The 13,479-nt window shown below is 69.8% G+C and carries 12 protein-coding genes and 4 pseudogenes; 7 read left to right on the top strand and 9 right to left on the bottom strand.

The window, feature by feature from the left end; translation table 11 throughout:
* Window positions 1-13: 13 nt before the first annotated feature.
* Both ACZ6SD_RS07745 and ACZ6SD_RS07750 read right to left on the bottom strand, forming a co-directional pair.
* Window positions 14-556 (bottom strand): GtrA family protein, encoded by a 543-nt coding sequence (locus ACZ6SD_RS07745; protein WP_465316131.1) that lies wholly within the window; start codon window positions 554-556, stop codon window positions 14-16.
* Window positions 557-611: 55 nt separating this feature from the next.
* A complete protein-coding gene (locus ACZ6SD_RS07750) occupies window positions 612-2,888 on the bottom strand; it encodes a sigma-70 family RNA polymerase sigma factor (protein WP_465316132.1) in 2,277 nt (758 codons plus the stop codon).
* Window positions 2,889-3,103: 215 nt separating this feature from the next.
* Here ACZ6SD_RS07750 and ACZ6SD_RS07755 point away from each other — a divergent pair, with 215 nt between their 5' ends.
* The 4 genes from ACZ6SD_RS07755 to purE are packed head-to-tail and all read left to right on the top strand — an operon-like array spanning window position 3,104 to window position 6,903.
* On the top strand, window positions 3,104-3,937 hold the full coding sequence (locus tag ACZ6SD_RS07755) for a GGDEF domain-containing protein (RefSeq protein ID WP_465316133.1): 834 nt from the start codon (window positions 3,104-3,106) through the stop codon (window positions 3,935-3,937).
* Between the two features lie 24 nt (window positions 3,938-3,961).
* Entirely contained in the window at window positions 3,962-5,194 is a 1,233-nt protein-coding gene (locus ACZ6SD_RS07760; protein ID WP_465316134.1) for a glycosyltransferase 87 family protein, read from the top strand.
* A 12-nt stretch (window positions 5,195-5,206) separates the two neighbouring features.
* On the top strand, window positions 5,207-6,391 hold the full coding sequence (locus tag ACZ6SD_RS07765) for a 5-(carboxyamino)imidazole ribonucleotide synthase (RefSeq protein WP_465316135.1): 1,185 nt from the start codon (window positions 5,207-5,209) through the stop codon (window positions 6,389-6,391).
* 11 nt (window positions 6,392-6,402) lie between these two features.
* A complete protein-coding gene (purE, locus tag ACZ6SD_RS07770) occupies window positions 6,403-6,903 on the top strand; it encodes a 5-(carboxyamino)imidazole ribonucleotide mutase (protein ID WP_465316136.1) in 501 nt (166 codons plus the stop codon).
* Window positions 6,904-7,120: 217 nt separating this feature from the next.
* Here the strand turns inward: purE and ACZ6SD_RS07775 are convergent.
* The 5 genes and pseudogenes from ACZ6SD_RS07775 to ACZ6SD_RS07795 all read right to left on the bottom strand — a co-directional run bounded on the left by ACZ6SD_RS07775 (window position 7,121) and on the right by ACZ6SD_RS07795 (window position 9,758).
* Window positions 7,121-7,207, bottom strand: a pseudogene (locus tag ACZ6SD_RS07775).
* An 18-nt stretch (window positions 7,208-7,225) separates the two neighbouring features.
* Window positions 7,226-7,312: pseudogene (locus ACZ6SD_RS07780) on the bottom strand.
* Between the two features lie 18 nt (window positions 7,313-7,330).
* Window positions 7,331-7,417 (bottom strand): annotated as a pseudogene (locus ACZ6SD_RS07785).
* A 473-nt stretch (window positions 7,418-7,890) separates the two neighbouring features.
* Window positions 7,891-7,977: pseudogene (locus ACZ6SD_RS07790) on the bottom strand.
* Between the two features lie 62 nt (window positions 7,978-8,039).
* Window positions 8,040-9,758 carry an acyl-CoA dehydrogenase gene (locus ACZ6SD_RS07795; RefSeq protein ID WP_465316137.1) on the bottom strand — a complete coding sequence of 573 codons (1,719 nt, stop codon included), beginning with the start codon at window positions 9,756-9,758 and terminating at the stop codon, window positions 8,040-8,042.
* Window positions 9,759-9,925: 167 nt separating this feature from the next.
* Here ACZ6SD_RS07795 and ACZ6SD_RS07800 point away from each other — a divergent pair, with 167 nt between their 5' ends.
* From ACZ6SD_RS07800 to ACZ6SD_RS07810, 3 genes are all read left to right on the top strand, one after another.
* On the top strand, window positions 9,926-11,086 hold the full coding sequence (locus ACZ6SD_RS07800; RefSeq protein ID WP_465316138.1) for an acyl-CoA dehydrogenase family protein: 1,161 nt from the start codon (window positions 9,926-9,928) through the stop codon (window positions 11,084-11,086).
* A 26-nt stretch (window positions 11,087-11,112) separates the two neighbouring features.
* Entirely contained in the window at window positions 11,113-11,397 is a 285-nt protein-coding gene (locus ACZ6SD_RS07805; RefSeq protein WP_465316139.1) for a hypothetical protein, read from the top strand.
* A 101-nt stretch (window positions 11,398-11,498) separates the two neighbouring features.
* Window positions 11,499-12,002 (top strand): DinB family protein, encoded by a 504-nt coding sequence (locus tag ACZ6SD_RS07810; protein ID WP_465316140.1) that lies wholly within the window; start codon window positions 11,499-11,501, stop codon window positions 12,000-12,002.
* Between the two features lie 52 nt (window positions 12,003-12,054).
* On the opposite strand, the gene ACZ6SD_RS07815 is transcribed toward ACZ6SD_RS07810, so the two are convergent.
* The gene (locus tag ACZ6SD_RS07815; protein WP_465316141.1) at window positions 12,055-12,507 is read right to left on the bottom strand and encodes a hypothetical protein; all 453 of its coding nucleotides are present in this window, start codon (window positions 12,505-12,507) and stop codon (window positions 12,055-12,057) included.
* Window positions 12,500-13,429, bottom strand: a complete 930-nt coding sequence (locus ACZ6SD_RS07820) for a hypothetical protein (protein ID WP_465316142.1) — start codon at window positions 13,427-13,429, stop codon at window positions 12,500-12,502. Before ACZ6SD_RS07820 ends, ACZ6SD_RS07815 begins: the two co-directional genes overlap by 8 nt.
* Window positions 13,430-13,479: the final 50 nt, after the last annotated feature.

Genomic DNA, 13,479 nt, shown 5'->3' on the forward strand with positions numbered 1-13,479 from the left:
GCGCCGGGTCAGGTCACGCCGCCCGCTCGGTCTCGTTGTCACCGCGAACCGGACGCAACGGACGAACCCGGCCGTCCGCCTCCGGGAAAACCCACTTCTTGAACGCCCACCACCGGAAGACCATCGCGGTAAGAGTTCCCAAGATGATTCCGAACCCGAAGTCGGCGATCTCCTGGGCGAGCAGCGTCACGTGCGGGACCTCTAGGTGCAAGAGGTAGCGCGAGATGACCAGCGGCAGCGAGTTGAGCCCCACGCCGATCCCGCTGATCAGGAAGAACAAGGCCGCCTCGTGCGGACGTTCCCGGCCGCCGCGGTCCCGGAACGACCACTCGCGATTGAGGATGTAGGACACGATAGTGGCGATAATCACCGCGATCGCGAGCGCGGTCACCGGGTTCCGGTTGAGCACGGTGAGTTTGAGCGTGTAGTTGATGACGGTGGTCACGACGAAGCAGACGCCGCCGACCACAGCGAACCTGAGCAGTTCGCGGTGCTTGATGAGGGTCACGCGCAGCGGCTCGGGTAGGCGAGCGAGCACGTTCTCGACGACGGCCATGGCGGCGGAGTCTATCCAGCCTGGTCACCCCCACGGTCCGGGACTGTCGGGAACGTCAGCAGGGCAGGCCCCACCACCACTTCGACCACTTCGCCCATGACTTGTCTGCGCAGATCGGGAGGCCGCCGGGGGTGGCGGCGGGGATCGGCACGGCCGGAACCTTGATCGTCGTGGGCGGGACCTTGGTGGCCTTCGGCGGGGCCGTGGCGGTCTTGGCGGGCGGGGCCGGTGGCGCGACCCTCGGCGGAGTCTTGGTCGCGGGCGGAGCCGCGGGGGTCGGCTTCGGCTCGGCGGGGACGGTCGGCTTCTCCTCCGGGACCAGGTTGGGCCACCACGGCGCCCAGGGGAACCCGCGGAGGTGCACCGACTCGGTGTCGACCGCGGCGCCCAGCGTCGCGGTCACGGTGATCTTGTGCTCCTTGTCGGACAGCGGGTGGTCCGACGCGCGTTCGCCGCTCACCACGACGCTGACGACCGACTTGGGCGCGAGAGGCGACTTCGTGGTGCAGGTGAACCGCGCGGCTTCCCGCGCGCAGTCGACCGGTGCGGTGGCCGAGCGCAACGTCACCTCATCGCTGAACGACACCGTCACCGGTTTCGCGCTGTCGCCGGTGTTGCGGGCCAGGGTCACCACCCGGTAGCCGCGCTGCCACGGCCACATCGCTCCGAACGGGTCGTCCACGGTCAACCAGGCGCGCACGTCCACGCCATCGTTCACCGCCGGAGGGACAACCGTGACCGGCACGGAAATCCGCACGTTGATGGCGGAGCCCGCGGTGACCGATCCGACGATCTGGCCGCCCGCCGCGCTCGGCTCGGCGATCAAGCGGTACAGGAGGGTGACCGACGCGCCCGGCCGCAGGCCCTCGTCCGTGCCGCAAGTGACCGTGCCGGTGCCGCCTTCGCAGTAGACGGTGCCGGTCTGCTGCCCTGCTGCGGCGAGCGGGACGTCCAGCCGCATCAGCGGGTCGCCCGCGAGCCGGTTGGGGCGCGACGGGATGGCGCTCACCCCCGCGGGCAGCGTTATCGATGACCGGACAGGCTCGGAGACACTGCCGCCGGTATTGCGAACCGTGATCGGTAGATCGGTGGGCTTACCGGGGACCAGGGAAAGCGGGACGGACGGGCCGTCGGCGGACAGGCTCGGCGGGCCGGGCAGCGGCGTTGGCGCCGGTGAGGGCGGCGGCTGCGGCTGCTCGGGCGCGGGAAGCGACTCCGCGTTCGCCGACATCGGCGGATCCGCCTCGGTCATGGCCGGGCTGGACGGCGCCTGCTGGGCGGGCGTCGACGGCTGCGCTGTGGCCGAGGTCACCACTTCGGTGGGCCGCGGCGGGGCCGCGCTGGGGATCTCCTGGCCGGTCGGCGCGGCGATGAGGCCGACTGCGATCGCGGCGACCATGGCGACGCCGGACGCGGCGGCGCCGACGAACTGGCGCGGCACCCCGGCCGCCGCTCCCGCGACCCCGCTCGCCGAGCCAGCGGCGACCGCGCCGCCCACGACGGCGCCGGTCCCGGCCGCGGCCTTCGCCGCGGCGAGGTAGCCGCCGACCGCGAGCGGACCGAGCACGAGCGGCGCGATGATAAGCCGCAGACCGCCGTTGACGTCGCTGAGCTCCGCGGCGAGCGCGCGGCAGCGGTCGCACTCGTCGAGGTGGACCTCCACCTGCGCGGTCTCCCGCTTGGAAAGCCCGCCGCGCACCCACGCGCCCAACCGCTCGGCGGTAGAGCGGCACCGGTCGGCCGTCGTCTCGACCAGGTGGACTTGCAGGTAAGCCTGTCGCAGCCCTTCCCGCGCGCGGTAAGCCAACGCGGACACGCCGTTGGGGCTCAGGCCCAGCAGCGGCGCGACCTGCGCGGGCGACTGGCCTTCGATCTCGGTGTGCCAGAGCACGGCCTGCCAGCGCTCGGGCAGCTTGGCGAACGCCCGCGCGGCGAGCGAGCGCTCCAGCCCGGCCACCGCGGGATCGGAGAACGGAACGCTTACCGCCTCAGGGTTGACCCCGCTTACCTGCGACACGTCATCCGACAGTTCGACCTTGCGGTCGCGGCGGGTCTTGTCATAAGCGGTGTGCCTGAGCGCGGTGAGCAGATAGGCGCGGAAGGCCGAGTCGGGCCCCCTGCCCTGGCGCAGGGTGTCCAGGACCTTCGCGAACGCCTCGGACACCAGGTCGTCTGCCTCGGCTTGGGAGCGGGTCAGCTGGCGGGCCAGGTTGTGCGCGGCGGAGACGTGACGCTCGTAGAGCGAGCCGTACGCCGTGGTGGTCCCAGCCCGCACCGACTCGATCAGCTCGGCGTCACTCGGGCCGTCGATGTCAGCCGGAACGGTGGACACGGTCCTCCCTCGTCTGGTCACCGCGTTCGCGTGCCCCGGCATCCCCATCCGTGCTTCGCGAACCGCGTTCCGCGACCAAGTGTGACGGATGCCTACTCTGCCGTCACTCCTCCCTCACTCGGGGGAGGTGATAGTCGAGCACGTTTCAGCGTTTCCGCGTCACGCACGGCCGCGCTGGGCGTTACTTCCAGGGGCATTCGAGAAGGGACTCGACTGTGGCGGTACGAGAGGCGGGCTCACGACGCCGTGGCGACGCCGACGGCGCCGATCGGGCGTCCGGAGTGCTGCGGGCCCGGTGGCGCACCGCGAGCATCGCGGCGGGCTGGCGTTTTCCCAGCGACTGGGGGGTGCCCGAGGTCGACGACGTGTGCCTGTCGGTGATCACCGACGGCGACCTGCACTCCGCCCTGACCGGCCTGGCCAGGGCCAGGGCGCACACGGGCGCGGGCTTGGACGAGACGCTGGCCGACCTCGCCGCGCTGCACGCCGTCCTGCACTCGCCGCCGGACGACGACGGCCTGATCGCGGCCGACCCGGACGCCACGCCCGCCGCGCTGCTCCGCACGACCGCGCTGGCCTGGGCGGACGCGGCCCTGGGCGCCCAGCACGCGACCGAGTCCACCGAGGCGCTGACCCGGATGGCCACCGCCGACTACCTGCGGGTCCGCCTCCGCGAGGTCTACGGCCGGGCCCGCCGGGAGAAGCACTGCCCGTCGGAGCACTTCGTGCTGCTCGTCGTCACGCTGGACCTGGCGACGGTCGTCGGCTGGGCGAGGCTGATGGCGATGGTGCTGGTCGGCGACGTCCTGCGGGCGGTCTTCGACGGCGGTGAGAGCGTCGCCGTGCTCGGTCCGTCCGTCGCGGTCGTCCTCGCCGAACGGGACAGCAGGCTCGCGCACCGCGCGGCCGACGCCCGGCTGGCCATCGCCGACCGGCTCGCCGTCGACTCGGACCTGCGGTTAGCCCGCGGTCCGGAGATCCGCGTCGAACGCTTGCCGACGACGCACGCGGCGGCGCTGCGACTGGTCCATGCGGTGAGCCGCGCCTGAACCGGGGCATGGTTTGCTGTCCGCGTGACGGATCAGGCCCTGCGCGAGACCCGGCGCGTCCGGTCCCCGCGCGATCTGGCGGCCCTGGTGTTCTTCCCCGCGGTGTGCGTGGTGGCGGGCCTCGTCGGTTGGCGGCTCGGGTGGCATCTAGGCGTAGACAACGCGGTTTACCGCTCGGGCGCGGTAGCGCTTCTGCACGGTGAACCGCTCTACGACAACCTCTTCCTCAGCGACGAGCCGTCCTGGGCGCGGCTGCCGTTTACCTACCCGCCGACAGCGGCGCTGTTGTTCGTCCCGTTGACGCTGGTCCCCACGCAGGTGGCGTGGGGACTGCTCGGCGCGGTGTCCGTGCTGGCGATGGCGCTGGTGATCAAGCTGGCTGTGGAGGCGCTGCCTTGCCGCCCCGGGTGGATGACCCCGGCGCGGACCACGGCGGTGCTGGGGATCGTGCTGCTGGGCATCGAGCCGGTCTGGCGCACGGTCTTCCTCGGCCAGATCAACCTGGTGCTGATGGCGCTGATCGTGGTCGACGTCCTGCTGATCGGCGCGCGCGGCGGCCGGTTCGGCGGGGTGCTGATCGGCGTCGCGGCCGCGGTGAAGCTGACCCCGCTGATCTTCGTCGCGCACCTGCTGGTCACCGGCCGCCGCGCGGACGCCTGCCGCGCGATCGCCACGTTCTTCCTGCTCCAGGGTGCGATGTTCGCGCTGATCCCGCACGACGCGGCCCAGTTCTGGGGGCACGCGGTGCGGGACCCGCAGCGCATCGGCCCGATCTACTGGGCGGGCAACCAGTCGATCAACGGCTTGGTCTTGCGGCTGACCGACAACGCGGACTGGTCAATGCTGGTAGTCGCGCCGATCGGCGCGCTTCTCGCGGTCCCGTGCGCGCTATGGGTGCGCCGTTTGCACCTGTCGGACCGGCCGCTACCCGCGCTGCTGGTAACCGCGTTCCTCGGGCTGCTGGTAAGCCCGGTGTCCTGGTCGCACCACTGGGTGTGGGCGGTGCCGCTGGTGGTGTTCCTGCTGTCCCGGCTGCCCGATCCGCTGCCGACCGGTCCGCAGCGGCGCGCCGCGCTGGCCGGGGTGGGCGCGGTGGTGCTGGTGTTCGCCAGTTGCGTGCTGCTGGCGATGCGCAACGGCAAGGCCGTCGAGTTCGAGTGGGGGCCGCTGGAGTACGTGATCGGCAGCGCCTATCTGCTGGTGCCGCTGGTGGCCGGAGCGATACTGCTGGTCAGGCACGCCCGGCGGGCTGGGTAGAGTTCCCTGCTCGTGGACTCACGTACCGGTTTCCCCGTGGTCGGGATGGTCGGCGGCGGGCAGCTCGCGCGGATGACGCACCAGGCCGCGGTCGCCCTCGGCCAGTCGCTGCATGTGCTGGCGGTCAGCGCGGACGAGCCCGCCCCGCTCGTCTCGCCGAACGTGACGCTCGGGCACCACACGGACCTCGACGCGCTGCGCGGGTTCGCCGCCCACTGCGACGTGCTCACCTTCGACCACGAGCACGTGCCCACCGCGCACCTGCGCGCGCTGGTCGCCGACGGCGTCAAGGTCCACCCCGGGCCGGACGCGCTGGTGCACGCCCAGGACAAGCTGGTCATGCGCGAGAAACTGGCCGCTCTCGGGCTGCCCGTCCCGGAGTTCGCCGCGATCGCCGACGTCGCGGCCGCAGTGAAGTTCGGCGACGCGGTCGGCTGGCCGTTCGTGCTCAAGGCCGCGCGCGGCGGCTACGACGGCCGGGGGGTGTGGATGGTCTCCAGCCCGGACGAAGCCGCGTCGCTGGTGCCCGAGCTGCTGGCGGCGGGCACCCCGCTGCTCGCCGAGCGGAAGGTGGCGATGCGCCGCGAGCTGGCCGCGCTGGTCGCCCGGTCGCCGTTCGGGCAGGGCGCGTGCTGGCCGGTGGTGGAGACCGTGCAGGTCGACGGCATCTGCGTGGAGGTGCTGGCCCCCGCGCCCGGGCTGTCCCCGGAGCTGGCCGACAGCGTCCAGGACCTGGCCCTGCGGGTCGCCACGGAACTCGACGTCGTGGGCGTGCTCGCCGTCGAGCTGTTCGAGACCGACGACGGCGTGGTCGTCAACGAGTTGGCGATGCGTCCGCACAACTCCGGCCACTGGACCATCGAAGGCGCGCGCACCTCCCAGTTCGAGCAGCACCTGCGCGCCGTCTTGGACTACCCGATGGGCGCGACCGACCCGGTGGCCCCCGCCGTCGTCATGGCCAACGTCCTCGGCGCGGCGGAGCCCCCCGCGATGGGCGCGGACGAGCGGCTGCACCACCTGTTCGCCCGCTTCCGCGACGCGCACGTGCACTACTACGGCAAGCAGGAACGCCCCGGCCGCAAAATCGGCCACGTGACCTTCCTCGGCGACGACATGGCCGAGGTCCGCAAACGCGCAGCCCTCGCCGCGCACTGGCTGTCCACCGGCGTCTGGCCGGACGGCCACGAGATCCACTAGGAGCGATTCCCATGTCCGACCCCACCCCCGCCGTCGGCGTGATCATGGGCAGCGACTCCGACTGGCCGGTCATGCGCCTCGCCGCGGAAGCCCTGACCGAGTTCGAGGTGCCCCATGAGGTCAGCGTCGTCTCGGCGCACCGGACCCCGCAGCGGATGCTCGACTACGCCACCACCGCCGCCGACCGGGGCATCCGCGTCATCATCGCGGGCGCGGGCGGCGCCGCCCACCTGCCCGGCATGGTCGCCTCGGCCACGGTCCTCCCGGTCATCGGCGTCCCAGTGCCCCTGAAATACCTCGACGGCATGGACTCGCTGCTCTCGATCGTCCAGATGCCCGCGGGCGTCCCGGTGGCCACGGTGTCGGTGGGCGGCGCGCGCAACGCGGGCCTGCTGGCGGTCCGCATTCTCGCGGCGGCGGACGAGGGCCTGCGCGCGCGGATGGCGGCTTTCCAGGCGGATCTGGAGACGTTGGTCTTGGAGAAGGACGCCGCCCTCCGCGCCACTCTCTGACGCCCTCTATATGGCGAAGACCTAGGTCCGAAGACCTAGGTCCAAAGTCTGATTGTCGGCCCCCGGCCTTCCTGCGTACCTTTCAATTGAAGGGCAATATCGCAGGAAGGACATTCATGAACCCGTCGCCGAGCCAATCGCCCACCCGTGCGCCCTCGACGAGCGCACGGTCTGATCCGCCCAGGCACATCCCGGGCGCGGGGTTATTACCGCCAAGCGGAGAGGGCAGGATTCGAACCTGCGTGGGCCGTGGCCCTTCCTGACTTGCGTTAGGAACCCGATGAGCCGCTCCGGGCACCTCTCCTGGTTGTGTGGTGTTGCGCGGAGAGGGCAGGATTCGAACCTGCGTGGGCCGTGGCCCTTCCTGACTTGCGTTAGGAACCCGATGAGCCGCTCCGGGCACCTCTCCTGGTTGTGTGGTGTTGCGCGGAGAGGGCAGGATTCGAACCTGCGTGGGCCGTGGCCCTTCCTGACATGTGTTAGGAACCCGTTAAGCCGCTCCGGGCACCTCTCCCGTTTGTCTTGCTTCCGTTCGCCTTGCTGAAACAAGAATGCCCGACACCGCTGACATCTACCTGATCTTGTTCTGACGCATCCGCTGGTGTGTCGTCGTTTCCGAAATGCCAGAGAGTCGGTGGCTGTGTCCCACTAGTCCAAGGGAGGCGTCCTACGCCGGGCTTGGTCACGCCCTCATCCAGACCCGCCGCGCTCGCTGTCGGAGCCTGGCAGGGGCCGTGGGCCGCCCTCGGCGCCGCCGATGCCATGGGCGCGTTCGTCATGGCGCTGTTCGTTCCCACCACAGAGAGGATCACTGATTGACCAAACAAGGCATCCACAAGGGAATCTGTCGAGTCCTTGCCAGTGGTCACCGTTCGTCCGCAACGGCCAGAGCGGAGCCAGTCGCGGCGAGCGCGTGCCGATGGCGTTCGGCAGCCCGCGAGCGGGGCAGCGATAACCGGGGCCACACCGGCAGTCCTGTCGTCTATGCGGAGAGGGCAGGATTCGAACCTGCGTGGGCCGAGGCCCTTCCTGACTTGCGTTAGGAACCCGATAAGCCGCTCCGGGCACCTCTCCCGTTTGCCTTGCTGGGATAAGCATGCCCGGGCCGCCTGACGATCAGCTGACCTTGGCCTGACTCACGGCTTCATCTCGTACGCGCCCGCGAGGTCCACTACTTGGCGCCACACGTGGTCGAACCGGGCGGTGTCGGTGATGGGCTTGCGGATGTGGGACAGGGCCCAGCGCTGTTGGGGCAAGGTCGAGGACGGTTTGCCGTGGAGGGTGACCGCGTGCGCTGAGAAGTCGTGGGTGAGGGTGACGAAAATCTGGTCGAGGAGCAGGGGGTCCAGGCCGGTCAGCTCGGCTTGCTCCAGGATGAGCTGCGCGTACACCACCAGCGCGAACAGTTCGCCGAGGGCGAGGGTGAAGTCGAGGTCTTGCTGCTGCTCGGCCGACGGGGGCGCGGTCCGCAGCAGGTCGGCCAGGCCGTCGGCCTGGGTGGCGAACACGTCGACGTTCGGCACGTGCAGGAAGGTCCGGAACGGCTCCCGCCAGTCGTGGAAACGGACGGCGCCGAGGCCGCGGGCGGGGCCCTGGCGGAAGAGGAACGCGTCGTCGGCGGGGTCTTGGCGGGTGGGGACGGGGGCGTAGTGGGTGGGGTTGAACAGGTACTGCGGCATGAACTTGAGGATCAGCGCGAGGTTCACCGCGACGGTCCCCTCCAGCTTCGGCAGGCCCCGGACGTCCGTGGCCGCGATCGTCAGGTAGGTGTCGGCCTCGAAGCTCTTGGCTGCGACGACCTCGGTGAGCAGGCCGACGACCTTCTCCGCCTCAGTGGTCGCCTTCATCTTCGTGACCGGGTTGAACAGCAGGTACCGCCGGTCGTCTGGACCGGCCGAGCGGACGTAGTCGATCGCGCGGTCGCAGAACAGCTTGGCCGCGACCAGCCGGGCGTACGCCTCCACGAACTGCGCGCGCACGTGGGGGAAGTCGGTGACACGCTTGCCGTAGAGCACCCGGTTGTGGGCGTGGGTGATCGCCTCGTAGCAGGCGTGCTCGGCGATGCCGATGCCGCCGAAGCACAGGTTGAACTTGCCGATGTTGACCGTGTTCAGCGCCGCGTCGAACGCCGCCTGCCCGGTGTGCAGGATGTCTTCCGGGCCGACCGGGTAATCGTCCAGGTGGAACTCCGAGACGAAAATCTGGCTGGGCACGACGTTCCTGACCACGCGGTAGTTCTCGTGGCGGCTGTCGGCGACGAAGAAGACGTACCCGTCCGCGCCCTCGACGCCGTCGATCCGGCCGAAGACCGACACGACGCCCGCCACGTTGCCGTTGCCGATGTAGTACTTGCCGCCGTTGGCGCGGTAGCCGCCCGCGCCGTCCGGGGTGAGCACCAGGTCGGTGGCGTAGATGTCGGCGCCGTGCTCCTTCTCGGACAGTCCGAACGCGCACACGCCGCCGTCATCGAGCAGGCGGGCGGTCCGGGTCCGGGCCGCGGCGTTCGCGCTCTGCCACACCGGGCCGAGCCCGAGGATGGTGACCTGCCACGGGTACCAGTAGCTGAGCCCGTAGAACCCGAGGATTTCCGACAGGGCGGCGATGCGCGCGGTGTCCCAGCGCTTGTCCGCGCTGCGGCCCGCGTCGGCGGCCGGGGTCAGCAGGGTCGCGAACAGCTCCTCGCGCGCGGCGAACTCCAGGAAGTCGGCGTGGAACTCCTTCGCGTGGTACTTGGCCGTCAGGGCGCGCTTGCCGCGCTGCTCGAACCAGTCGACGGTGGCGCGCAGCAGCCTGCGGGTCTCCGCGTCGAAGTGCCGGGGGTCGTAGTCGGCCGGGTTGAACAGCAGGGTCGACATCGACGGCTCCCTTGGGTCGCGGCGGCGCACTACTATGCAGTAAGTTACTGGATGGTAACGAAGGATGGAAGGCGCGTTTGTGCAGGTGTGACAGACCACAAGGACACCCAAGTGAACGCGTACTAACATCGTGAGCGGATTTCGGCGGCGGACCAGGAGGCGACGACGTGGACGCGGGCTTCGGGCTCTACCAGCTCGGCGATGAGCACAACGCCCTGCGCGAGGCCGTTCGCGCCCTCGCCGAGAAGGAGATCGCCCCGCACGCGACCGAGGTCGACGAGCAGGAGCGCTACCCGGTCGAGGCGCTGGAGGCGCTGAACAAGGCGGGCTTCAACGCCCCGCACATCCCCGACGCCTACGGCGGCCAAGGCGCCGACTCGGTGGCGGGCAACATCGTCATCGAGGAGATCGCCCGGATCTGCGCGTCGTCGTCGCTGATCCCCGCGGTGAACAAGCTCGGCACCATGAACCTGATCCTCGGTGGCTCCGAGGACCTCAAGAAGCAGGTGCTGCCCGCCATCGCCGCCGGTGAGATGGCCTCCTACGCGCTGTCCGAACGGGAAGCGGGCTCCGACACCGCGTCCATGCGCACCCGCGCCCGCCACGAGGGCGACACCTGGGTCATCAACGGCACCAAGTGCTGGATCACCAACGCGGGCGTGTCCACCTGGTACACCGTCATGGCCGTGACCGACCCGAACGCGGCGAAGCCCGCGGACGGCATCTCCGCGTTCATGGTCCACAAGGACGACCCGGGCTTCTCGATCGGCCCGAAGGAGCGCAAGCTCGGCATTAAGGGCTCCCCGACCCGGGAGATCTACTTCGAGAACTGCGTCATCCCCGAGGACCGCGTCATCGGCGAGCCCGGCGGGGGCCTGCGCCTGGCGTTCCGCACCCTCGACCACACGCGCCACTCCATCGGCGCGCAGGCGCTCGGCATCGCCCAGGGCGCTTTCGACGCGACCGTCGCCTACGTCAAGGACCGCAAGCAGTTCGGCAAGGCCATCGCCGACTTCCAGGGCGTCCAGTTCATGATCGCCGACATGGGCATGAAGATCGAGGCAGCCCGCCACCTCGTCTACGCCGCCGCCGCCAAGGTCGAACGCCACGACCCGGACGCGTCCTTCGCCTCCAGCGCCGCCAAGACCTTCGCCTCCGACACCGCCATGCAGGTCACCACCGACGCCGTCCAACTCTTCGGCGGCGCCGGTTACACCCGCGACTTCCCCGTCGAACGCATGATGCGCGACGCGAAAATCACCCAAATCTATGAGGGCACCAACCAGATTCAGCGCATGGTCATGGCCCGGCAACTGCTCAAGGGCTAGCCTCTCCGCAGCCCTGGGGGAGGGCGATGGTCAAGCGGCGCGAGGCGCCGAAGCCGGTCGAACCTGTGCCGATCGGGGAGATCGAGGACCTGGTTCGGCGCGCCGTGGCGGCTTCCGGGCGGGCGGACGTCGAGTTCGAGGTGTCCGCGATGTCGGCTGGCGGGTGGTGGCTGTCGCTGGTGGCCGGTGAGTCCGAAGAAGACGTGCTGGTCAGTTCTGATGGGCGGCACCTGTCCGCTGAGGACGAGCATGGCTATTTCGAGCGGCGGCTCACCCCTGCGGAGCTGGTCGAGTTCATCCGGGAGCTGTGAAAACTCGCCCGGCATTGAAACTCGTCCGCCATTGCGGACCGAAGTTGTCCGGAAGGGGGCTTAGAGTCGGTCCTAACGGAACACCGACGAAGGCGGAGATCATGACCAGCACCGAGACCGTGACCGGCGAGCGCGCGGACCTGCTGCAGAGCCTGGGCAAGCACCGGCACTTCCTGCGGTTCACCGTCCAGGGCCTGACCGACGACCAGGCGCGGCAGCGGACGACGGTCAGCCAGCTCACCCTCGGCGGGCTCATCAAGCACGTCGCGACCGTCGAGGCCGCGTGGGCGCGGTTCATCCAGGGCGGGGCCGAGCTGATGGAGAGCGGGTTCGGGGACTGGGAGGACCAGCACCGGATGAACGCCGACGAGACCCTGACCGGGCTGCTGGCCGACTACGAAGAGATCGCCCGGCGGACCGATGAGCTGGTCGCCGCCGTGGACCTCGACCTGGCGCATCCGCTGCCGGTCGCGCCCTGGTTCGAGCCGGGGGTGAGCTGGTCGGCGCGGCGGGTGCTGCTGCACATCATCGCCGAGACCGCGCAGCACGCTGGGCACGCGGACATCATCCGGGAAAGCCTGGACGGGCAGAAGTCCATGGGCTGACGGCGGGAATCGGGTGAGCTCAACTGCTCCTGCCCTGAGCTCACCCGAGGGGTCACCGGTGGTTGCGCCGCATGATGGTCTGTTGGCTGAAGTCCTCGTCGTCGAAGGTGGGGCGGCGGGCGCGCCGGGCGGCGGCCTCGGCCTGTTTGCGCTCGGCCTCCCGCTGCGCCGCCAGTTCCGCCTCGGCCTCGGCCATGCCCTGTTCGATTCGGGGGCCGCTGGCGGCATAGAGGTCTTTGACCTCCGCGACGTTCGCGATTCCCTGGCCGGTGGCGACGTTTTCCCAGGTCGTACGGCCCTCGGCCACAGCGAGCGCGACCGCTTTGAGTTGCGGTGAGGCGTCAGGCTTGTAGGCGGCTTGAGCCAGGGCCTCCGGGTCCGGCGGCGGCGAGTCCGGGATCTCGATCTGGCTAGCGCGGATCAGGCGAGTGCGCAGTTGGCCCAAGGCATCGTCCAGACCACGCATCGAGCCCCGCAGGAACGGCGGGATGATCTCGTCAGGCACCGGGCCTCCTAGCGTCCGCGCCGACGGAGTAGTTGTCCTTGGGCGACGCGCCCCAGGCTCCCGTGTCGGTCAGTTCGGCAAGGTCGCTTGCCACATCCACGCCGGTGTTGACTTGGTCGATCTTCTCGCGGATCGGGGCGACCCGCTCCGCGACCTTTCCTTCGACGAATCCCACCGGGTCTTTGGCCGCCTCGACGACAGTGTTGACTTGATCGACTACAGTGTTGACGTCTTCGATCAACTGTTTGGCCTCGTTGAAGACCTCGACCGCGGTGCGCACCGCGTCGATGATCTTGATCCAGCCCGCGCCGGGAATCCACGCGGTCGCGGCGGCTTGGGCGATCTTGTCTACGGCCCGCTTGAGTGTTTCCGCCATCCAGGTGGCGACTTTCTCGATTTCGCTGGCCACGACCTTGTAGATCCCGCCGACGATGCGGTTGAGCGGGCCCTCCATGTCGATCGCCCGGCAGATGCCGTTTGTGTAGGCGGTGAACGCCTGGGCCGCGCCGTCGTTCCAGTTGGCGTCCAAAGTGGATAGCGCACTGGTGAGGTTGGCCGCGACCTTCTCCGCGGCGTCGCCCGCCTGGGTGAGCACCTCGCCCGCGCGCTCCAAGCGGGTCCAGTTGCCCGACATCGGCTCTACGATCGCGCTGACCGGACTCCAGCCGGTGATCCAGTTGACGGCGTCATCGATGATGTCGATGGACCCGCCGACCTCGTCCAGGATCGAGCGGATGTCGGCATTCTCCCGTTCGGGCGCTTTCAGACCTGCCTCTGGGTCGTCAGCGGCCGGATACGGGACCGGGTTTGGGAAGTCCTTATAGCCTGCGACCTGCCTGCCGGGGAGCATGCGGTTGAACTCGGAGGCGTCTTCGTCGGCGCCGCTGTAGTGGGCGAGGGATTCACCGCGAAGTCGGACCACATCGCGGGCGCGATTGCCCCCCGTTCGCTAGTTGGGGGACATGCTACGGG

The sequence above is a fragment of the Actinokineospora sp. NPDC051303 genome (genome assembly GCF_055586285.1).

Coding starts and splice junctions, on each gene's coding strand:
- ACZ6SD_RS07795 (WP_465316137.1), bottom strand. CDS start 9,758: ATGTCGACCCTGCTGTTCAACCCGGCCGACTACGACCCCCGGCACTTC.
- ACZ6SD_RS07745 (WP_465316131.1), bottom strand. CDS start 556: ATGGCCGTCGTCGAGAACGTGCTCGCTCGCCTACCCGAGCCGCTGCGC.
- purE (WP_465316136.1), top strand. CDS start 6,403: ATGTCCGACCCCACCCCCGCCGTCGGCGTGATCATGGGCAGCGACTCC.
- ACZ6SD_RS07805 (WP_465316139.1), top strand. CDS start 11,113: ATGGTCAAGCGGCGCGAGGCGCCGAAGCCGGTCGAACCTGTGCCGATC.
- ACZ6SD_RS07810 (WP_465316140.1), top strand. CDS start 11,499: ATGACCAGCACCGAGACCGTGACCGGCGAGCGCGCGGACCTGCTGCAG.